The following is a 19,903-nucleotide window of genomic DNA, read 5'->3' on the forward strand; positions in this document are numbered from 1 at the left end:
AAAGAGCAGTAATTAGACAGCAGCTCATAACATAGACTGACGTTAAGTTAGCCAATGCTGCTGTTTTGCGTGATGGCTAACAAGCAACAATAATAAGCCAATTACAATCACGCAAAATGGCATTGCCAAAGCACTAAAACCAAAGAGGGCGAGGCTATCGATTACGATAAAGTTGTAATACTGCTGGACTAACACAGCGACAAACGAAATAAGAAACAACTCTCTCGCGAGGGCTTTTTTAGCAAGTAATAAAATGCTTGCTAAGCTGGCTGAAAACACCGCTATCGCAAAGGCAAGCGTTGACCACAGCGGGATATCACGGTATGCGGCTTGTTGATCGAGTGGTAATTGGTCAATCATCTCTGGGGTAATGAGTAGCTGCATAATAAGTGCAATTACCCCGAGTAGATTCCAAACTAATGCGGCCCATGCAAGTGGTTTGAGCCAAGCGGGAGAAGTCATAAATCACCTTTACATTGTTATTATCAAGCACAATTAAAGGGGATAAATATTAACTAAGCAAGGCTAACCAAAAGAAATAGGGCGACGACCTGTTTTTTCGTCTACTTTAGGCTTTTTAGTGCGCTTACGTTTTTTGGCTGTTGATGCGCTGCTCTCTTGCGGGGCGTTCTGTCGTTGTTGCTCAGGTTGTTTTTCTGGGCGAGGGTTCGGTATTGCATCTTCACTTAAGGTTAATTGAAATTGCTCACCATCAAACGAAAGTACGTCGCCACTGTATAATTTTTTCCGTTTTATTGTACAAATTTCATAGTTAACTCCAACATAACCTTCACCGATTAAGGTCTTTGCTTGGCCACCTGTCTCAACTAAATCGAGCACTTTAAGTAAGTTACATAACTCTATTGGCTCTTCTTCAAGCTCAATTTCGATGAAATCTTCGTTCATGTTGGTCTCTCATAATTTAATCGCAGCCATTATAAAGCCTAGCACTGGATTGAACCAAGGTTAAATTTTTAAGCGCTTCACATACTTAAAAAATGAGCACAAAAAATAATGACGTATTTTGCAGAGTCGTAAGAAAACTGCAGTATTTCATAAGTACACTGCGCGCGTCTCGATATGGTGCGCTACTTGCTAAATGCAACGTCGTTTTATTTATTATTCGTTCAGGAGAAGTCGTCATGGGCGTTAGGTCAGTACTGAAAAAAGAACTAATGGGGTTAGACGATACATCGTTACTTGCAGCAGATGATGTGCGTGCATTATTAACCCAAACAATGAAAGCGCAGCCTGATAAATCAGAACAAGGCTTTGCATTAATTTCGCGTTTTAATGATAACCACAGCCAGCTTGCCTATGGAGAGAAGAGTAAAGAAGAGTTACTTGAGTATCAGGTTCACCGCTTATTTAAAGATATTCTTTACACTCGACGCAGTGTTGATAAATGGCTAAGTCACCATTTAAATTAGTTGATTAATCAGCTTTTCTCTAATAGACTACATTTGTAATCTATTGGAGGGAATAGTATGAACAGGATGTATATTTGGTGTGTGCTGCTATTGTTAGTTGGTTGCCAACAGCCAACTGTTTATGTTTATACAGAAAACTTAGACGCACAGCAGCAAGCTCAGCTCGATTTAGCCTTAAGTGCTCAGCGTTTACCTTATAAATACACGCAACTGAGTGTGCCGCGAGAGTTTGGCGACGCGACTTTGATGTTATCCGAAGATAAAATTTTGACTGAACAGACTGAGATCTTAGCTGGCATCATGCAGCGACTGGGTTATCAGCCTGAGATCAAATACACCACCGCCGCAAATCACTTTTACAATCATGGCAATATTGGCTTTTACTTAAAAGCACCGAGTGAGGAGGATGAAATTTCTCTGCCTAATCGTGTTTTCACAACACACTGCGATGAGGATAAGTTTAATGGACTGATGGTGACATTTACCGAGAAGCACGCCGAGTTTGTGCTTCCTGGCGGGACCCCAGTATCACTTAAGTGGGATTATCTGTACGGTTATCTGGTTATTTATTATAAAAACTATTCACAGACCTACAGCCATTCAACACCCTATGTAAGTACACCTTTTGGTGAAAAGCCAACAGATACCTATCGATATACTATTAGGGTTAATCAGCCTAGTTGGTTAAATTGCTCGTTGCAAATAGTCTATATGGACTAAAAAATCTTTACCTCAACTAAACTTGAGGTTTTAGCATGGCTGTCATCATTACTTATAAGGACATGCCATGCAAAACTACATTAAACATTATCTAAATTCTTTGGCTATTGATTACATTAATGAAGACAGAAATCTTGCATTGATTGAGCGTTTACAAGCGGCGCATTTAGCTCGCTATAGTTTCAGCAGTGTCAATGCATTACAGGCTAAATCACTGAGCCTTGATGACGATAAAGTGTTTTCACGTTTAATTAATTTACAAGAAGGAGGTTATTGCTTTGAACATAACAAGATCTTCTTTCTTGCGTTGGTCGCACTCGGTTTTGATGTTGAAATACTCATAGCGCGGGTGATGCTTAACGGCCGTGAAGAAAACCCTCGCTCGCACCGATTAACAAAATTGACACTCGAGGGTAAACACTATTTGCTCGATGTTGGCTTTGGGGTAAGTACACCGGTAATCGCATTGCCAATTGATCAGTCGTCACGAGTCAGTGAAGGTGTGAACTTATATGAAATTAGCCGACGTGACAGGCTAATTGATGTGAGGCAAGTTTTACCAAATGCTCAGCATTTATACCGCGTTGAACTGGCTCAATTCTATGAGAGTGATTGCGAAATCGCTCATTTCTATAGTCATCACCATCCAGACGCTGCATTTGTTAACAACCTTGTTGTATCTCGTATTGAAAAGGGTGAACGCTGGCTTATTCGAAATAATCTACTGCATTATTGGCACGAAACATCAGCAGTTCATACGCAACAGGTTATTCAATCACGTGAGCAATTACATACATTACTTACAGACACATTTCTTTTAAATGTAAGCAAAGCAACGTCTACATGGTTAATGGAGCGCTATGTATTAGCCGCGTGATTCGAGGAAGTTACTCAGTTTAATAATACGCTCACTCATGCCTTCGATGATGCGGTCTTTAATTTTTTCGCGTATCACGTTAGGCAAACGGGTGAGGGCTTCCGGTGTGATTGCCAGTAAAATAGTATCCACTTTAGCGCGGGCGCTAGTACTGCGCTCGCGATTATTGATAAATGCGCCTTCACCAATAAACTCACCTGGTTCAATGGTGCCGAGCTCAAGCAAATGGCTTTGCTTAAAGATGATTAATGAACCACTCAAAACAATATAGAGTCGCTTGTCATTATCAAACTGTTTAAATACAGCTCGACCTTGTTGTACTAAATACAAATGGCTGAAAGATTCTAATAACACCTGTCGTTCACTCAGGGTAAACTCCCGAAAGAACGCCAATCGGTTAATAATTTCCATCTGCTTAATAAGCGGAATATGTTCGATTAACTTCATTACTTACATCGTTTATAACGCAAAATTAGCTAATATTGCGCTCTTTTAACTTGCGGGTCAATGTATTGCGCCCCCAACCAATTTTAACCGCAGCCTCTTGTTTGTGGCCTGCACAATTTGCCAGTGCGGTTTTAATTAAACGAGTTTCCAGTTGAGCTTGAATCGCGGGCCAAATATTTTCTTTCCCTTGTTTAAGCTCGAGGTTTAACCATTGTTGGAAAGCTTCAAGCCAATCACCTTCTTGCTCTACAGGTTCTGCCGCGATAATTTCCGGTGGTAAATCTTGCTCACTGATAAGCTCTCCAGGTGCCATTACGGTTAACCAACGACAGGTATTTTCGAGCTGACGCACGTTACCCGGCCAGTTAAATAATCGCAATTGCTCGGTCGCTTTTGGGCTTAAAATTTTGCTTTCGACTTGCAGCTCTTTGGCGCTTTTATGGAGAAAGTGTTGTGCTAAACGCTCAATATCCTCTGTACGTTCACGAAGAGCCGGTAAGCGAAGACGCACCACATTTAAGCGGTGGAATAGGTCGTCACGAAACTTACCTTGTTTTACCAAGTCTTCTAAGTTCTGGTGGGTGGCGGCAATAATACGAACATCTACTTTAATACTTTGATGCCCGCCAACACGGTAAAACTCACCATCGGCTAAAACACGTAATAAACGGGTTTGTACATCCAGTGGCATGTCACCAATTTCATCTAAAAATAGCGTGCCGCCATTCGCTTGTTCAAAGCGGCCTTTACGAATACTGTCGGCCCCTGTAAACGCACCTTTTTCATGGCCGAATAATTCTGACTCAACCAGTTCTTTAGGGATGGCAGCCATATTAAGAGCAATAAACTGGTTTTCTTTTCGTGGGCTATGGTTATGCAACGCACTGGCGACAAGCTCTTTACCAGTGCCTGATTCGCCATTGATTAAAACACTCATGCTTGATGCAGATAATTTACCTATTGCACGAAACACTTCCTGCATAGCAGGGGCTTCACCAATGATATGGGCATTGGTTTGCGGTGCTTGTTTACGTCTGGTTTTCTTTGTGGAGTTTGCACGGCAAGCACTTTCAACTAAAGAAACGGCTTCTTCTAAATCAAACGGTTTTGCGAGGTATTCAAACGCCCCTTTTTGAAACGCATTAACCGCCGAATCTAAATCCGAGTGGGCAGTCATGATAATGACAGGTAACCCAGGGTTTTGCTCAGCGATTGTTTCTAGTAACGCCATACCATCCATACCAGGCATACGCACATCAGACACCAGCACGGTAGGCTGGCTAAACTTTAAAGCATTCAGCACTTCTTGCGCATTGGCATAGCTTTGAGTTTCAAATCCTGCTCGTGCCAGCGCTTTTTCTAATACAAAGCGTATTGAGGCATCATCATCAACTAACCACACTGTTTTCATGACTACTCCAAAAAAAACCATTAATCCGTAAAAGGCAAATAGATATTAAATTCTGTATGGCCTGGCCAACTGTCACACTCTATGTGTCCATCATGTTGGTCAACCAACGTTTGCGCGATGGATAAGCCAAGACCCGACCCATTTTCTTTATTGGTAATCATCGGGTAAAACAAGGTTTCTTTTAAACTCTTGTCTATGCCTGGACCGTTATCCGAAATTTGGATCAGCAAGGTTTTTTTCGGTGCTTTACCAGGGCGTCTATGTTGATGGTTGATACGGGTTTTTATTCTAATTTCTCCCCCATCAACGAGCGCCTGTTGTGCATTACGAATAATGTTTAATACCACTTGTTGAATTTTACTCTGATCGATATATACGCTGGGTATGCTCGGATCATAGTCTTTCACTAACGTGATATTTGCATTGTTATCAAGCATGCTTAATTTAACGACAGACTCAAGCGCTTGGTGAATATTGCCATACGACTTATGTGGCAGTTGATTCGGGCCAAGTAAACGGTCGACTAATTCACGTAAGCGGTCTGCTTGTTCAATAATGAGTTCTGCACATTGATCTCGTTCTTGCTGATCAACCTCATACTGCAATAATTGCGCCGCTCCGCGTATACCCCCCAAAGGATTTTTTATTTCGTGGGCTAAACCACGAATTAAATTACGTGCAGCTTGATACTGATGCATTTGATTTGAGGCCTGATCGTGGCGAATTTCATCGTCCATCTGGCGGCATTCAAACAAGATATAATTGTCATCTTTATTGGTAATTCGGCGTGTACTAATTGTGAGCTTGGCATGGCGAGAATCGATGAACACCACGTCAGCTCTATGCTGGTGGCAATCAACACCATCAAAGAGTGAATACTGAGCAATGCGTTTAAGATCGATAGAGTGGTAGTTAAACAGGTTATCAAACGGTTGGTTGAGAATGCGCTTTGGCCCTAAACCAAGTAGCTCACTGGCACTATCATTGGCATAAACAAGTTTAAAATCACGGTTAAGTAAAATAACCGCTGTACTTAAATTTTTCCAAATGCTGTCGAGCAATTCTGAGTTAAATTGTGTATCACTGAGCATGGTTGCACCATTTTAGTGCGTTACGATTAAGTGCAGCTTAGCATAATCCTTTTGCATTGCGAGGCGCGTTTGAAAAAATTAATTCCCACCAAAAACAGACGCTCTGTGCATGTAGAATGTGCTAACTGGACTGACCGAAACGAGTTTATTGTTCGCATTAAATAGTTTGGCTTGTAATGTGTGCTCGCCTCGATTTACGCCTCGTAGTGCAAAAGTAGAACTATTACTTGGTTCACCATGGGGGGCACCATTTACAAAAAGTTGTACTTTAAAACCCGTTGCAAAGCGAGGAATGACACGGGTTGTAACATAAACAGAACCGGAGTTTTCTCTGACTGTTGCTTTGTCTTCAGGTGAGGAAATAGCGATTTTAAAGTTTACGGGTGTTGCACTGGCTGTGTTATCAAGAATACTGGTGTCGGTAGCAGGCATGGTCAAGTTAGGGGTATTAAGCTTTACTTCGGTAGCACCGGGGCGTGGCGTATCAGAAAATACTAGAACACCATTTTTATCTTTCCACGAATACACTTTTTTTGTTGTTCCATAACTAAAAAAGCTTACTGATAGTAACAAAAATACCAATAAAGTTGTTCTTTTCACCCTGCGACCCTGCATTTTTTTATGTAATTAAAACTGTAGAGGAGAACACGCCTAATTACCATTAAAAAAGCCCGCCAAAGCGGGCTTGAGAACACACATTAATTATTTACTGTCTACGACGTATTAAACGCTGTAGTACATTTCGAACTCAACTGGGTGAGTTGTCATGTTAAGTTTTTCAACTTCTTTGTTCTTAAGTGAGATGTATGCATCAATTAGGTCGTCAGTGAATACACCACCTGCTTTTAAGAACTCACGGTCAGCATCTAAAGCAGCAAGTGCTTCGCTTAGTGAAGAGGCAACTTGTGGGATCTCAGCTGCTTCTTCAGCAGGTAGATCGTATAAGTCTTTATCCATTGCATCGCCAGGGTGGATCTTGTTTTGAATACCGTCAAGGCCAGCCATAAGCATTGCAGAGAATGCTAAGTATGGGTTTGCTGTTGGATCAGGGAAGCGTACTTCGATACGACGTCCTTTTGCAGATGGTACTACAGGGATACGGATTGAAGCAGAGCGGTTACGTGCAGAGTATGCAAGCATTACTGGCGCTTCGAAACCTGGTACAAGACGTTTGTACGAGTTAGTTGACGCGTTAGCGAATGCGTTGATTGCTTTAGCGTGCTTGATGATACCACCGATGTAGTAAAGCGCTTCTTCAGAAAGACCTGCGTATTTGTCACCAGCGAAGATGTTCACGCCATCTTTACCTAAAGATTGGTGACAGTGCATACCAGAACCGTTATCACCTACAAGCGGCTTAGGCATAAATGTCGCTGTTTTACCATAAAGGTGAGCCATGTTATGGATAACATATTTCATCTCTTGGATTTCGTCAGCTTTTAATACCATTGTATTGAAGCGTGTTGCGATTTCGTTTTGACCCGCAGTTGCTACTTCGTGGTGGTGTGCTTCAACAACTTGGCCTAGCTCTTCAAGAACTAAACACGTTGCTGAACGCCAGTCGTGAGATGAGTCGATTGGTGAACATGGGAAGTAACCACCTTTAACACCTGGACGATGACCTTTGTTGCCACCTTCGTAATCTTTATCTGAGTTCCAAGCCGCTTCGATGTCGTCGATTTTATACATAGAACCAGACATGTCTGATTTGTATTTAACGTCATCAAATAGGAAGAACTCTGGCTCTGGGCCAAATAATACTGTGTCTGCGATACCAGTTGAACGCATGTACTCTTCTGCACGTTTAGCAACAGAGCGAGGGTCACGCTCGTAACCTTGAAGTGTTGAAGGCTCAACAACGTCACAACGTACGATTAAAGTTGCTTCTTCAGAAAATGGGTCCATTTTTGCAGACTCAGGAACAGGCATTAATACCATGTCTGATTCGTTGATACCTTTCCAACCAGCAATTGAAGAACCGTCAAACATTTTGCCGTCTTCAAAGAAGTCTTCATCAACTTGATGATGAGGAATAGAAACATGCTGTTCTTTACCTTTGGTATCAGTAAAGCGTAAATCAATGAACTTAACGTCATTTTCTTTGATAAAATCTAAAACCGATTGTGACATGTGTCCTCCAATTGTTGGGTTTTATTTTTGCTGCATTATTGCTTTTGTTCTATGTAAGCTGGTTTCATGCCAAATTTTTAACGCCTTGTTTAGGCTTATAAAAATAAAATAAAGCGCATTTTGTTAATTATTTTTGCACTGTTTTGGTGCGTAAAATGTTCATTGTGGTGCGTTATGCTTACCTGTTGTATTTGCACAACGATTAGCCACCCTAGATAGCATAAACGAAATGTACTTTAGTGCCAAAATATTGCTAAAAAGGTGATTTTTTACCAGTTTTGATGTTCGATTAAAGATAAAATTAATAAAATTGTCATTTATAAAACAGATACTTATAAAAAGCCTGAAGAAAGTTTATAAAATTGTATTGGATAAACTTTCATCCATGCCATTATTAAGGGATAATATGCGCCCTTTTAAATCCTATGCTTAGACATCTGTTGAAAATGCAGGTGAGTGCGTAGATCTTGCAGGATCAATGAGATTCAATTTCTCTGAGAAAAAATATGAGCATCGAAAAGTTAAGAAATATAGCGATTATCGCCCACGTTGACCACGGTAAAACAACTTTGGTTGATAAACTGCTTGAGCAATCAGGCACATTAGAAACACGCGGCGGTAATGAAGAGCGCGTGATGGACTCAAACGACATTGAGAAAGAACGTGGTATTACCATTTTGGCTAAAAACACAGCCATCTCTTGGAATGATTACCACATCAATATCGTAGACACCCCAGGACACGCCGACTTCGGTGGTGAAGTTGAACGCGTACTTTCGATGGCTGACTCAGTATTGTTACTTGTTGATGCTCAAGAAGGTCCAATGCCACAAACGCGCTTCGTAACGCAAAAAGCGTTCGCGCAAGGTTTGAAGCCAATCGTTGTTATCAATAAAATTGATAAGCCGGGTGCACGCCCTGATTGGGTTATGGATCAAATCTTTGATTTATTCGATAACCTTGGTGCAACTGACGAACAGTTAGACTTTAAAGTTATCTACGCATCAGCTATCAACGGCTGGGCAACATTAGATTTAGACGAACCATCTGACAACATGGAACCTATGTTCAAGATGATCGTTGACGAAGTATCACCACCGGATGCAGATCCTGAAGGTGACTTCCAAATGCAGATTTCTCAACTTGATTACAACTCATACGTAGGTGTAATCGGTATCGGCCGAATCAAGCGTGGTTCTGTAGCGCCTAACCAACAAGTAACTATTATCAGTGCTGATGGCACAAAACGTAATGGTAAAATTGGTGCGGTTCAAAGCTACTTAGGTCTTGAGCGAATTGATACAGACCGTGGTTATGCGGGTAATATCGTAACTGTGACAGGTATCGGCGAATTAAAAATCTCTGATACAGTGTGTGCGCCTTCTAACGTTGAAGCGTTACCTCCGCTATCAGTTGATGAGCCGACAGTAACAATGACGTTCTCTGTAAACACGTCGCCATTTGCGGGTAAAGAAGGTAAGTTCGTAACATCACGTAATATCCTTGAGCGTTTACAAGCTGAGCTTGTTCACAACGTTGCATTACGCGTTGAAGAAACTGACAACCCAGATAGCTTCCGTGTATCAGGCCGTGGTGAACTTCACTTAGGTATCTTAATCGAAAACATGCGTCGTGAAGGCTACGAGCTTGCTGTTTCTCGTCCAGAAGTAATCTTACGCACTGTAGATGGTGTATTAGAAGAACCGTACGAAACAGTAACGATTGACTGTCAAGAAGAGCACCAAGGTTCTATCATGGAACAAATTGGTCTGCGTAAAGGTGAACTAACTGACATGGCGCCAGATGGTAAAGGCCGTATGCGTATGGACTTTATGATGCCGAGCCGTGGTTTAATTGGTTTCCAAACTGATTTCATGACGCTTACATCAGGTTCAGGTCTTATGTACCACACGTTTGATCATTACGGTCCTCATAAAGGCGGTAACATCGGTCTACGTAAAAATGGTGTAATGATCGCTAACGCAACAGGTAAAGCGTTAACTAACGCATTATTCAACCTTCAAGAGCGCGGTAAGCTATTCATCGGTCACGGTGTAGAAGTTTACGAAGGTATGGTTATCGGTATTCATAGCCGTGATAACGACCTAACTGTAAACGCACTTAAAGGTAAGCAGCTAACGAACGTTCGTGCATCAGGTACTGATGAAGCGCAAACATTAACACCACCATTGAACTACACACTTGAGCAAGCGCTTGAGTTTATCGATGATGACGAGTTAGTAGAAGTAACACCTGAAAATATTCGTATTCGTAAGCGTCACTTAACTGAAAGTGATCGTAAACGTGCGAGCCGTGCTTCTAAAGGCTAATTTACGCTTTTAGCTCACGCAAAATAACACGCCGTCGTATTGCAAAATACGGCGGCTTTTTTGTTTAAGGAGACTTGTTTTTTGCTGTCAGCCGTAAGATCACACTCACAAATGTTCGTTTTGTTGTTACTGGTTTTTGTTGTTACTAAGGGGTGGCGTATTTTATTTCTATTGATAAATTAATTACTTGTCTACTAACCACTAACCACTAACCACTAACCACTAACCACTAACCACTAACCACTAACCACTAACCACTAACCACTAACCACTAACCACTAACCACTAACCTCTAACCTCTAACCTCTAACCTCTAACCTCTAACCTCTAACCTCTAACCTCTAACCTCTAACCTCTAACCTCTAACCGCAAGTTGCCACTTTTTTGCTAAAGCCTCTATCTGTACTATCTTTTTAAATCTACCTTGAAGGAGATCAGGATGTATTTAGTCAGGCTTATTTATACGAGTGAAGTTTGTGAAGGATTTGGGCCGAGTGATATTGAGGATATCATTGAAAAAGCACAGAAAAATAATCATGCGTCGAATGTAACAGGGTTGCTGTGTTTTAATAGTTCGTACTTTTTACAGTGCCTAGAGGGATCTCGACAGGCGGTAAATGCAACCTATCATAAGATCTTAAATGATAATCGGCATCGAAATATTATTATGCTGAATTACTGCGAAATTTACGAAAGGGAGTTCGAAAACTGGTCAATGGGTTATATTCCGTATTCAAAAATAACCACACCGCTTAATTTAAAATACTCAGGCACCAGCGAATTCGATCCGTTAGCAATGTCAGGAGGCAGTGCACATAAACTCATGATGGCACTGAGGGATACATTAGTAAATCAATAACCCAAATGGAGTGTCACTGCCATGACACTCCAGGAATACTTACACCTTTGAGTGCGCTAAAATGTGAGTTTAGTTTTCTATTTTTAGCAGTTGAGAGAGCTGATTTGCGTGTTTTGGGGTGATCAGATCTGCGAGTGTATAGTTATCTAAATGAAGGAAAAAAGCCTCCATTGCTTGTGCAAATATTTGTTTAAGTTGACAGGCGGGGGTGATAACACATTGATTGTCATTACCAAAGCATTCCACCAACGTAGACCCTTGCTCTTGTAAGCGCACTAACTCACCAATGTTAATCTCGGTGGGATCTTTGCTTAAGCGGATACCGCCATTCTTTCCTCTCGTCGCAATTAAATAGCCTCTATTACTTAGCTCTTGCACTACTTTCATGAGGTGATTTTTTGAGATTTCGTATTTTTCAGCGATCTCTTTAATGGTCACAAGTTCACCATTATGTAAGGCAGTAAAAATCAAAACACGCAGTGAATAATCTGTAAAACGAGTGACATTCATAGTGAGACTCTAAAATTTTAAATATGCATCTATTTTACATCTTTAATAAACGTGTGTAAACTTCTTAAAGATTCATTTCAAATGCATGTTTAAATAGGGGTGTTATATGAATTACTTAAATTGGCCTATCAGTAAAATTGCGACAGAAATTCCCGGTGCAACAGCACTCTTTTTTGCGCACCGAATAAACTTTTGTTGTCAGGGGCATCTGGTGTTGTCAGACGTTATCGAAAAACGAAATATTGATCGCGAAGAAATCATTTCAGACATAGAGGTTTTGCTAAGCAGGCAAACCGCTATTGATTACCACAACCTGAGTAATAAGGAATTGGTTGAGCATATTCTGACTCGTTATCACCGTGTTCACCGAGTACAGCTTGAAGAGTTGATACGTTTAAGTGAGCGTGTTGAGGAGGTGCATTTTGATAAGCCTAATTGTCCTAATGGTTTAGCGAATCATTTGAAGAATATGTATGTAGAGTTAGAAGATCATATGCAAAAAGAAGAGCTTATCCTCTTTCCAATGCTGCAAGCCGATACAATCCCTGCCATGGTCAGTGGGCCAATTAGCGTAATGATGGCGGATCATGAAGCCCATATCGCAGAAATAGAGAAAATCTACCAATTAACAAACGATGTCACTTTGCATGCGGGAGCATGTAATACATGGACGGCTTTGTATTTAGGGTTGCAGGCATTTATTAGCGATTTGAATATGCATATTCATATTGAGAACGCTATTTTGTTCGCACGGGTTGAGGGACGATAGAAATGAGAGAATACAAAAAGTTATGGTGGACCTTGTTTGCTGTTCTTGCTGTTACATTTGCTATTTTGGGTTACTTTGGTAAAGAGGTATACCGAGTTGCCCCTCCTATAGTTGCAAAATATGTCACCACATCGGGGGAGCTGTACACAGGTAAAGAGGCGATTTTAGATGGTCAAACTGCATGGCAATCAGTAGGAGGAATGCAACTAGGCTCAATTTGGGGGCATGGTGCTTATCAAGCGCCTGACTGGACTGCTGATTGGCTTCACCGTGAGATTATTAATTGGTTAGATATTGCTGCACAAGCGCAATATGGTGTGCTTTTTGATGAGTTAACTGAGCAGCAAAAGCAACCATTGCTGTGGGAAGTAAAGAGAGAGTACCGTACTAATACGTATGATAAACAATCTGATACGGTTACTTTAACGACGCGTCGGATAGCGGCAATTAAGCAAACAGCGCAGTACTACAACGATTTGTTTGGAGGGGCTGAGGCATTACAGCAAACACGTAAAAACTATGCAATGAAAGAGGTGACACTTCCTGATCCTGAGCGTCGTCAGCGTCTAACTGAGTTCTTTTTTTGGACGGCATGGTCCGCATCGACAGAGCGCCCTGATGGGGATGCAACCTACACTAATAACTGGCCGCATGAGCCACTGATTGATAATAAACCGACCGCTGAAAACATTGTCTGGTCAATTGTTAGTGTTGTGATACTGATTGCAGGTGTCGGTGGATTGATTTGGGCATGGTCATTTTTACATAAAGACGAGGCTCCCCCTGAGGCTCCAAAAGACGATCCAATAGCGAGCTTTAATTTAACGCCTTCTCAAAAAGCATTAGGTAAGTATTTATTTTTAATTGTTGCTCTCTTTACGTTCCAGGTCTTATTAGGTGGATTTACTGCGCACTATACTGTTGAAGGGCAGGGATTTTATGGCATCAATACCTCAGAATGGTTTCCTTATAGCCTAGTAAGAACATGGCATATTCAATCGGCATTATTTTGGATTGCGACAGGATTTTTAGCTGCAGGTTTATTTTTAGCGCCGATTATTAACGGCGGTAAAGATCCTAAGTTTCAAAAAATAGGTGTTGATATTCTTTTCTGGGCGCTAATTATCGTCGTGGTTGGGTCATTTATCGGCAACTTTTTAGCCATCGCGCAAATTATGCCTCCCGAGTTAAGCTTTTGGTTGGGACATCAAGGGTACGAGTTTGTTGATTTAGGCCGACTTTGGCAGATTGGTAAATTTACAGGCGTCGCATTTTGGCTGCTGCTAATGTTACGTGCAATTGTTCCGGTATTTAAACAAGAAGGAGATAAAAACCTACTGGCATTATTTACGGCTTCAGTGGTGGCAATCGGGCTGTTTTACGCTGCTGGGTTTTTCTATGGTGAACGAACGCATATTTCGGTAATGGAATACTGGCGTTGGTGGATTGTGCACCTATGGGTAGAAGGTTTCTTTGAGGTTTTTGCAACCGCTGCGCTGGCTTTTATTTTCTATAATATGGGTTTAGTCTCTAAACGTTCGGCAACAATTGCGTCATTGGCGTCTGCATCGCTGTTTTTATTAGGCGGTGTGCCAGGCACATTCCATCACTTATATTTCTCTGGTACAACGACCCCTGTAATGGCTGTGGGAGCAACCTTTAGTGCGCTGGAAGTAGTGCCGTTAATTGTGCTTGGTCATGAAGCGTGGGAGCATTATAAATTAAAAAACCGTACTCCATGGATGCTAAAAATAAAGTGGCCATTAATGTTTTTTGTCGCTGTTGCATTTTGGAATATGTTAGGGGCCGGCGTATTAGGGTTCTCAATTAATCCACCTATTTCACTTTATTATGTACAAGGTCTTAATACGACGGCTACCCATGCTCATGCCGCATTATTTGGTGTGTATGGCTTTTTAGCTCTTGGCTTTACCTTGTTAGTACTGCGTTATATTCGTCCTCATCTTCAATTTGATGACACTTTAATGAAAACTGCTTTTTGGTGGATGAATATCGGTTTAGCATTAATGCTATTTACCAGTTTATTACCTATTGGAATCATTCAGTTCTTTGCAAGTGCTTCTAAAGGGTTGTGGTATGCACGCTCTGAAGCGCTACTACAAAGTGACACCTTGGTGATACTAAGATGGGTAAGAACGGTTGGTGATGTGGTGTTTATTGTTGGCGCATTTGCCGTTAGTTGGCAAGTCGTTAAAGGGGTCTTTGCAAAGCAAACCTGCAACCAAAGTGCTTGAAGCGCAAGAGACACACTCACTGTAATAAATAAAATGAGGGTGAGGTAATAACTCACCCCCATTTTGGAATGTTATAAACGAACCTGCTCACCTTCATTTAAAATATACAGGGGAACAGGTTCATTCATGTTATGAGACATGTGTAGTAAACGCAGTAATGCTGAGTGACTTGAATGGTCGCCCATTTGCCAACTTGCATTACCATAACCCCATGGGATCATTACTTTACAACTTAATTCACGTGCTGCATTCAAGGCATCTTCGGGTGTGGTATGCACATAGCGATACCATTTACCATTTTCTTCGTGATAGTAAGATGCGATTGGCATTAAGCACACATCTATTTCACCATACTTTTGCTTAATATCGCTAAAATGCTGTGAGTAGCCGGTATCCCCTGCAAAAAATAGTGTGTTCCCATTTTGCTCAAGTAACCAACCATTCCATAAATCTTTGTTGTTATCTTCGTAGATAAATGGCACTAACACACGACTGCTAAAATGGTGCGCTGGCACAGCATGTATTGTTAAATCATTAATTGGGGTGCTGGCATACCACGCCATCTCACTAATATTAAAACCACCTGTTGGAAAGTTATCAGCGACGCCTAGGGGCACTAAATAGCGGGGCTGATTGCCAATTTCTTCGATGTCGGCTTTATTGAAGTGGTCGTAGTGGATGTGTGAATACATGACAGCATCAATCTGATTTAGCTCATTTTTTGTGGGCCAAAATCCGGGGTTGCGATACATGCCGCCAGCAAGCTTAAAGGCTAAATCGACCGGTGAATCAAACTGCTCTTTGACGGGGTCAAATAGCAGGTGCTCGCCGTTAGGTGTCTCAATCATAAAGCTGGCATGCCCAAGCCAACGTACAGTAAAACCGGTGTTAATCGACGCTGGATTCTGCTGACCTTGATATAAACAGTGTAAAGGAGTGTCATTACATTGAAGTAACTCGGTCTCGGGATAGCAATCATCAGTACAGGTTGTTGGGTAGTGTTTATCACCGGGATACAGGTTGTGATAGCGACCAGCTCGCTCACCTTCATTGTGCAAAGGTATAACAGACTCTTGCCCTGCTATAACATTAACTGTGTTTGGACTACTGCAGGCACTGAGTAGCGCCGCAGCAATTATAACTTTAAGGTGGTTCTGCATAAGGTGACTAACTTTTAAACTTTGCGCACAGTGTAGCAAATTAACATACCGGGTAAATCATCGAAAGGTAACAAGACGTAACAATAAAAAAGCCTACGATATTGTAGGCTTAGTGATTTAATTTATTTAAAAAATGTCGGTGCCGAGAGCATCTAACTGCTCACTGTGTTTACTCAAATTTTTAGCCCGCTTTATTCATTTGTTCAATGAATTTATTTGAATCTTCAATCGACTTGTTCATATCGTCCATTAAGATTTTGATATCGCGTTTTAAATTAGTGAATTCACCTTTTATTGCTGTCACAGCTTGAGCATTCAAGTTATGTTTTAGATATAAAACATTGTCATGCAATGACGACAGGACGGGTTCCATTTTACTTTCGGCGCTGCGCATTGAACGAAGCAATTGGTCAAACTGGCGCTTCGTTGAATTAAGCTTTTTGCTGCTTTCACGCTTGAGAGAAGCGCTTTTGTACTGTTCTAGTTCGTCGGCCCACTCTTCAAAAAGTGCTTCGGCTACATCTTCAACTTTGTTGATATTACTGGTGACATCGTTCGCTGCCGCAAGGCTCGATTCATAATCATTATTAAGTTGAGTATAAGCTTCTTCGAGTTCACCGCCATCAAAGTTAATTAAGGTCGTTAACCTGTCTAGTGCTGATTGAAACTCTTCTTGCGACTCTTGCTGTGATTCTTTCGTTTCTTCAACACGGTCTACTAAAATATCGCGTTTATGCACTCCGACTGATTCCATGGCTGAGTAATAAGCTGACTGACAGCCTGATAATGCCATAGTAACTGCAAAGAGTGGTGCGCTTAAAAGTGTCAGTTTTTTCATTGAGTTCCCTTTTTAGATGCCTGTCGTTTCAAATTATGTGGTGGATTGCTATGATTATCAAAACATTTTAGCAGAAAGTTGGTTCTATGGATGAGAAACTCAGTCGTTATAAGTTGCAAATAAGTATTTTCTTAAAGCAGCAACCGGGTTGGTGGATGCAGTATTTGACCCGCTGTATTGATGATCAGATCACGGTTAATGCGGGTTACCTTGCTTATGTCACCTTATTATCCATTGTACCGTTAGTGGCTGTGGGGGTCGCGATATTCTCTGCATTTCCTGGCTTTGAAAGCACTCTCATTACCATTGAAAACTTTTTGTTCACTAATCTTGTGCCCACTTCCTCTGATGTCATTAAAGAGCATATCAGTGCGTTTGCGGGGAATGCGAATAAAATGACCGCCGTGGGGGTTGGCTTTTTGGCTGCGGTGTCGCTTTTATTGATCCGCAATGTTGATGCCACCCTGAATCGCATTTGGCGAATTAAGAAAAAACGCCCGATGATGATCTCATTTGCAGTGTATTGGATGGTATTAAGTTTGGGGCCGGTCTTGTTAGGAGCAAGTATTGGTGTGACGTCTTATATTGTTTCTTTGGTGTCGTTTGCCGATCAGGGGATACCTGGCTTCAGTGGATTTTTGTTAAAGCTTTTACCTTACATTATTTCCATGGTGGGCTTTATTATGCTCTATACTTTAGTTCCTAACACACGAGTTCCATTTAGAGCGGCAATTCCAGGGGCGCTGTTTGCAGCTATGTTATTTGAGCTGACAAAAAAAGGCTTTGCGCTGTATATCAGCCATTTCCCATCTTATGAAGTGATTTATGGGGCCCTTGCGACAATTCCTATTTTATTTGTATGGGTTTATTTGTCGTGGATTGTCGTATTACTCGGTGCAGAATTTACGGTCTGTATCAGCCCTGAGAAAATAGAAGACACTCCTGATATAGACATTTAAATACACTGCACCTAAGGAGAGCGAGGTGCAGTTATATCCACAGTACAATGCAAGTCGTGACTATCACTTAAGCGTGGGTGATGGGCATCAAATACATGTTCAAGAATACGGTGATCCTCAAGGCATGGTGGTTGTGTTATGTCATGGGGGGCCGGGGGCGGGTCTTCGGCCTGAAAATTGCCGATTTTTCGATCCCGCACGTTATCGGGTGATCATGTTTAGCCAACGCGGCTGTGGTCACTCAACGCCGCACGCAACTAAGGCAAATACCACCTTGGACTTAGTCGCCGATCTGGAGTTTTTGCGTTCCCAATTAGGTATTAACAAATGGCTTGTGTGTGGCGAATCGTGGGGGGCGACGCTTGCCTTAGTGTACGCGATTCATCACCGTGAACACGTGGCAGGACTCATCTTGCGTGCCAGCTTTTTAGCCTGTGACAGTGACTTTGAGTGGCTTTACACGACGCGTGGAGCTGGTGCTCACTTTTATCCCGAATGTTTTAAAGCGTTTGCTCATCAGTATTCTAACTGGCATGAATTACTTGATTTTTACCATGCGCAGTTAACCTGTGATGATCAAATCAAGGCCAGTAAGTATGCTAAGCGTTGGTGTCAATGGGAGCAGGTACTTTGTCATGGTGAACCATTAATAAACTGGAGTTTACATGAACCTCATGTTGGCCTAAACCAAGCTACGCTCATGGTGCATTATTTTCGACATCATTGCTTTATCGAAGAAAAATTTATAGCAGAAAACTGCAAAGAACTTGCTCATTTACCTATTTGGTTTATTCATGGCCGTGCTGATTTAGTGTGCAGGTACAGTGCGGTACAACAGTTAGCAGAGCAGCTTAATGCGCAATTACTTATTTTAGATGGGGTTGGGCACAGCAGTGATAATCAGGTATATTTGGCGGCCATGCGACGTGCCGCAGATTTAATGTATATCAAGTTATCGAGGGATCAATGCAAGGCTTAATTCAAAGAGTAACCCAGGCTAAAGTTGAGGTAGATGGGGAAGTTGTTGGTGAAATATCAAAAGGTATTCTGTTGTTATTAGGGGTTGAAAAACATGACACGGAGCAATCGGCAGAAAAGCTTTTGCACAAGGTGAGTAATTACCGTATTTTTACTGATCAGCAAGGAAAAATGAATTTAAGCTTGCAAGACATCCAAGGTGAGCTATTAGTTGTGTCGCAGTTTACGTTGGCTGCTGATACCAAAAAGGGGATGCGGCCAAGCTTTTCAAGTGCAGCTACCCCAGCGCAAGCCAATGCGTTGTACGAATATTTTGTAGAAAAAGCCAAAGCGGTCGATTTACGAGTTGCCACAGGGCAGTTTGCTGCTGATATGCAGGTAAGCTTATGTAATGATGGGCCCGTTACTTTTAACTTATCTGTGTGATTACTTTCTGATCATAACGATATGATTAACGTAGTTGGGTATTTTTTCAATACTTGGGCGTTTACCAAATTCGGTGATCAGTAAATGCTCAAGTTGTTTTAATTGTGATGGATGATTCGATAAAAAATTAATAAACAAGTGGCCATTTTTAGCCATTGCAGCCCGAAGTTTTGCGTAAAATGCGTGTTTGTATAAAAACAGTGGCGCTTCTACCTCACTAAATAAATCTAAGATAATCCAATTGTATTCATTGCCTTGTTCTAACACCTGTTGGGCATCAAAACAGCGCAGGTTATTGGCATGGTTTCCGCCAAAATAGCGTTTATAGCAATGAATAATATCAGGGTTTTTGTCTACCGAAGTGAGTTGGCTTTGAGGGTAAGTGTGTTGTAGATAATTACGAATTGCACCACCCCCTAAGCCAAGTTCCAGCACTTTTTTAGGTGCTTCGAGTTCTTGCCAACGTTTTGCAAGGTATTGTAAATGTGGGAAAAATAATCGAGCTGGCCGGCGTTTTTCAATAACAGATTGCAAGGTTTCATTAATTAATAACCAACGTAGCTGATTTAGTTGCCTTACTTGAATACAGTCATTACCTTGTTTATGCCAGTAGATAAGCTGCCCGAGTCGGTGGCATTCCTCAATAAAACTGTGTTTCACTGCGCCACTGGGTTCTAAAAAATGTTCCATATTTCGGGCCTTTAGCGGTTGAA

21 protein-coding genes are annotated in these 19,903 nt (G+C 41.5%); 10 read left to right on the forward strand and 11 right to left on the reverse strand.

The features are described 5' to 3' along the window. Positions 1-42: 42 nt before the first annotated feature. Both BM378_RS16945 and BM378_RS16950 read right to left on the reverse strand, forming a co-directional pair. Complete coding sequence (locus BM378_RS16945; protein WP_036974178.1) at positions 43-462, reverse strand: hypothetical protein; 420 nt, start codon at positions 460-462, stop codon at positions 43-45. A gap of 63 nt (positions 463-525) precedes the next feature. Next, positions 526-906, reverse strand: a complete 381-nt coding sequence (locus BM378_RS16950) for an RNA-binding S4 domain-containing protein (RefSeq protein WP_036974175.1) — start codon at positions 904-906, stop codon at positions 526-528. A gap of 236 nt (positions 907-1,142) precedes the next feature. Between BM378_RS16950 and BM378_RS16955 the strand changes: the two genes are divergently transcribed. The 3 genes from BM378_RS16955 (at position 1,143) to BM378_RS16965 (ending at position 3,027) form a co-directional block, all read left to right on the forward strand. Then, the gene (locus BM378_RS16955; protein WP_036974174.1) at positions 1,143-1,430 is read left to right on the forward strand and encodes a hypothetical protein; all 288 of its coding nucleotides are present in this window, start codon (positions 1,143-1,145) and stop codon (positions 1,428-1,430) included. A 57-nt stretch (positions 1,431-1,487) separates the two neighbouring features. Beyond that, positions 1,488-2,150 (forward strand): hypothetical protein, encoded by a 663-nt coding sequence (locus tag BM378_RS16960; RefSeq protein ID WP_036974172.1) that lies wholly within the window; start codon positions 1,488-1,490, stop codon positions 2,148-2,150. A gap of 67 nt (positions 2,151-2,217) precedes the next feature. Then, a complete protein-coding gene (locus BM378_RS16965) occupies positions 2,218-3,027 on the forward strand; it encodes an arylamine N-acetyltransferase family protein (protein WP_074989651.1) in 810 nt (269 codons plus the stop codon). Here the strand turns inward: BM378_RS16965 and BM378_RS16970 are convergent. From BM378_RS16970 to glnA, 5 genes are all read right to left on the reverse strand, one after another. Continuing rightward, positions 3,016-3,474 carry a cyclic nucleotide-binding domain-containing protein gene (locus BM378_RS16970; protein ID WP_036974168.1) on the reverse strand — a complete coding sequence of 153 codons (459 nt, stop codon included), beginning with the start codon at positions 3,472-3,474 and terminating at the stop codon, positions 3,016-3,018. The genes BM378_RS16965 and BM378_RS16970 overlap by 12 nt on opposite strands. 25 nt (positions 3,475-3,499) lie before the next feature. Next, positions 3,500-4,885, reverse strand: coding sequence for a nitrogen regulation protein NR(I) (ntrC, locus tag BM378_RS16975; protein ID WP_036974166.1), 1,386 nt, complete (start codon positions 4,883-4,885; stop codon positions 3,500-3,502). 20 nt (positions 4,886-4,905) lie between these two features. Then, positions 4,906-5,976, reverse strand: coding sequence for a nitrogen regulation protein NR(II) (gene glnL / locus BM378_RS16980; RefSeq protein WP_036974163.1), 1,071 nt, complete (start codon positions 5,974-5,976; stop codon positions 4,906-4,908). Positions 5,977-6,054: 78 nt separating this feature from the next. Continuing rightward, complete coding sequence (locus tag BM378_RS16985; protein WP_374027190.1) at positions 6,055-6,576, reverse strand: DUF4124 domain-containing protein; 522 nt, start codon at positions 6,574-6,576, stop codon at positions 6,055-6,057. A gap of 123 nt (positions 6,577-6,699) precedes the next feature. Continuing rightward, positions 6,700-8,106, reverse strand: coding sequence for a glutamate--ammonia ligase (gene glnA / locus BM378_RS16990; protein WP_036974159.1), 1,407 nt, complete (start codon positions 8,104-8,106; stop codon positions 6,700-6,702). A 506-nt stretch (positions 8,107-8,612) separates the two neighbouring features. Here glnA and typA point away from each other — a divergent pair. Together typA and BM378_RS17000 are read left to right on the forward strand one after the other, a co-directional pair. Continuing rightward, entirely contained in the window at positions 8,613-10,436 is a 1,824-nt protein-coding gene (gene typA, locus BM378_RS16995) for a translational GTPase TypA (RefSeq protein ID WP_036974157.1), read from the forward strand. A 439-nt stretch (positions 10,437-10,875) separates the two neighbouring features. Beyond that, the gene (locus tag BM378_RS17000; RefSeq protein WP_036974155.1) at positions 10,876-11,295 is read left to right on the forward strand and encodes a BLUF domain-containing protein; all 420 of its coding nucleotides are present in this window, start codon (positions 10,876-10,878) and stop codon (positions 11,293-11,295) included. Between the two features lie 69 nt (positions 11,296-11,364). On the opposite strand, the gene BM378_RS17005 is transcribed toward BM378_RS17000, so the two are convergent. After that, positions 11,365-11,805 (reverse strand): RrF2 family transcriptional regulator, encoded by a 441-nt coding sequence (locus tag BM378_RS17005; RefSeq protein ID WP_036974153.1) that lies wholly within the window; start codon positions 11,803-11,805, stop codon positions 11,365-11,367. A gap of 106 nt (positions 11,806-11,911) precedes the next feature. Between BM378_RS17005 and BM378_RS17010 the strand changes: the two genes are divergently transcribed. Then, positions 11,912-12,574 (forward strand): DUF542 domain-containing protein, encoded by a 663-nt coding sequence (locus BM378_RS17010; protein ID WP_036974150.1) that lies wholly within the window; start codon positions 11,912-11,914, stop codon positions 12,572-12,574. 2 nt (positions 12,575-12,576) lie between these two features. Beyond that, positions 12,577-14,829 carry a nitric-oxide reductase large subunit gene (locus tag BM378_RS17015; protein WP_074989652.1) on the forward strand — a complete coding sequence of 751 codons (2,253 nt, stop codon included), beginning with the start codon at positions 12,577-12,579 and terminating at the stop codon, positions 14,827-14,829. 71 nt (positions 14,830-14,900) lie between these two features. Here BM378_RS17015 and BM378_RS17020 read toward each other — a convergent pair whose 3' ends face one another. Continuing rightward, on the reverse strand, positions 14,901-15,989 hold the full coding sequence (locus BM378_RS17020) for an MBL fold metallo-hydrolase (RefSeq protein ID WP_074989653.1): 1,089 nt from the start codon (positions 15,987-15,989) through the stop codon (positions 14,901-14,903). A gap of 181 nt (positions 15,990-16,170) precedes the next feature. Beyond that, the gene (locus tag BM378_RS17025; RefSeq protein WP_036974143.1) at positions 16,171-16,827 is read right to left on the reverse strand and encodes a DUF2959 domain-containing protein; all 657 of its coding nucleotides are present in this window, start codon (positions 16,825-16,827) and stop codon (positions 16,171-16,173) included. Positions 16,828-16,913: 86 nt separating this feature from the next. On the opposite strand from BM378_RS17025, the gene BM378_RS17030 reads away from it, so the two are divergent. The 3 genes from BM378_RS17030 to dtd are packed head-to-tail and all read left to right on the forward strand — an operon-like array spanning position 16,914 to position 19,190. Next, positions 16,914-17,786, forward strand: a complete 873-nt coding sequence (locus tag BM378_RS17030) for a virulence factor BrkB family protein (protein ID WP_036974141.1) — start codon at positions 16,914-16,916, stop codon at positions 17,784-17,786. A 25-nt stretch (positions 17,787-17,811) separates the two neighbouring features. Next, positions 17,812-18,765, forward strand: coding sequence for an alpha/beta fold hydrolase (locus BM378_RS17035; protein ID WP_074989654.1), 954 nt, complete (start codon positions 17,812-17,814; stop codon positions 18,763-18,765). Next, positions 18,753-19,190: a D-aminoacyl-tRNA deacylase gene (gene dtd / locus BM378_RS17040; protein WP_036974137.1), complete on the forward strand. Its 438-nt coding sequence runs from the start codon at positions 18,753-18,755 to the stop codon at positions 19,188-19,190. Before BM378_RS17035 ends, dtd begins: the two co-directional genes overlap by 13 nt. On the opposite strand, the gene BM378_RS17045 is transcribed toward dtd, so the two are convergent. Further along, positions 19,191-19,880: a spermidine synthase gene (locus BM378_RS17045; RefSeq protein WP_036974135.1), complete on the reverse strand. Its 690-nt coding sequence runs from the start codon at positions 19,878-19,880 to the stop codon at positions 19,191-19,193. Positions 19,881-19,903: the final 23 nt, after the last annotated feature.

It is taken from the genome of Pseudoalteromonas lipolytica (assembly GCF_900116435.1).
Classification (GTDB): domain Bacteria; phylum Pseudomonadota; class Gammaproteobacteria; order Enterobacterales; family Alteromonadaceae; genus Pseudoalteromonas; species Pseudoalteromonas lipolytica.

What these genes read in the sequence shown, in the direction of transcription:
- BM378_RS16945 (WP_036974178.1), bottom strand. Translation starts at nt 462, where the DNA reads ATGACTTCTCCCGCTTGGCTCAAACCACTTGCATGGGCCGCATTAGTT.
- BM378_RS16950 (WP_036974175.1), bottom strand. Translation starts at nt 906, where the DNA reads ATGAACGAAGATTTCATCGAAATTGAGCTTGAAGAAGAGCCAATAGAG.
- BM378_RS16955 (WP_036974174.1), top strand. Translation starts at nt 1,143, where the DNA reads ATGGGCGTTAGGTCAGTACTGAAAAAAGAACTAATGGGGTTAGACGAT.
- BM378_RS16960 (WP_036974172.1), top strand. Translation starts at nt 1,488, where the DNA reads ATGAACAGGATGTATATTTGGTGTGTGCTGCTATTGTTAGTTGGTTGC.
- BM378_RS16965 (WP_074989651.1), top strand. Translation starts at nt 2,218, where the DNA reads ATGCAAAACTACATTAAACATTATCTAAATTCTTTGGCTATTGATTAC.
- BM378_RS16970 (WP_036974168.1), bottom strand. Translation starts at nt 3,474, where the DNA reads ATGAAGTTAATCGAACATATTCCGCTTATTAAGCAGATGGAAATTATT.
- ntrC (WP_036974166.1), bottom strand. Translation starts at nt 4,885, where the DNA reads ATGAAAACAGTGTGGTTAGTTGATGATGATGCCTCAATACGCTTTGTA.
- glnL (WP_036974163.1), bottom strand. Translation starts at nt 5,976, where the DNA reads ATGCTCAGTGATACACAATTTAACTCAGAATTGCTCGACAGCATTTGG.
- glnA (WP_036974159.1), bottom strand. Translation starts at nt 8,106, where the DNA reads ATGTCACAATCGGTTTTAGATTTTATCAAAGAAAATGACGTTAAGTTC.
- typA (WP_036974157.1), top strand. Translation starts at nt 8,613, where the DNA reads ATGAGCATCGAAAAGTTAAGAAATATAGCGATTATCGCCCACGTTGAC.
- BM378_RS17000 (WP_036974155.1), top strand. Translation starts at nt 10,876, where the DNA reads ATGTATTTAGTCAGGCTTATTTATACGAGTGAAGTTTGTGAAGGATTT.
- BM378_RS17005 (WP_036974153.1), bottom strand. Translation starts at nt 11,805, where the DNA reads ATGAATGTCACTCGTTTTACAGATTATTCACTGCGTGTTTTGATTTTT.
- BM378_RS17010 (WP_036974150.1), top strand. Translation starts at nt 11,912, where the DNA reads ATGAATTACTTAAATTGGCCTATCAGTAAAATTGCGACAGAAATTCCC.
- BM378_RS17015 (WP_074989652.1), top strand. Translation starts at nt 12,577, where the DNA reads ATGAGAGAATACAAAAAGTTATGGTGGACCTTGTTTGCTGTTCTTGCT.
- BM378_RS17020 (WP_074989653.1), bottom strand. Translation starts at nt 15,989, where the DNA reads ATGCAGAACCACCTTAAAGTTATAATTGCTGCGGCGCTACTCAGTGCC.
- BM378_RS17025 (WP_036974143.1), bottom strand. Translation starts at nt 16,827, where the DNA reads ATGAAAAAACTGACACTTTTAAGCGCACCACTCTTTGCAGTTACTATG.
- BM378_RS17030 (WP_036974141.1), top strand. Translation starts at nt 16,914, where the DNA reads ATGGATGAGAAACTCAGTCGTTATAAGTTGCAAATAAGTATTTTCTTA.
- dtd (WP_036974137.1), top strand. Translation starts at nt 18,753, where the DNA reads ATGCAAGGCTTAATTCAAAGAGTAACCCAGGCTAAAGTTGAGGTAGAT.
- BM378_RS17045 (WP_036974135.1), bottom strand. Translation starts at nt 19,880, where the DNA reads ATGGAACATTTTTTAGAACCCAGTGGCGCAGTGAAACACAGTTTTATT.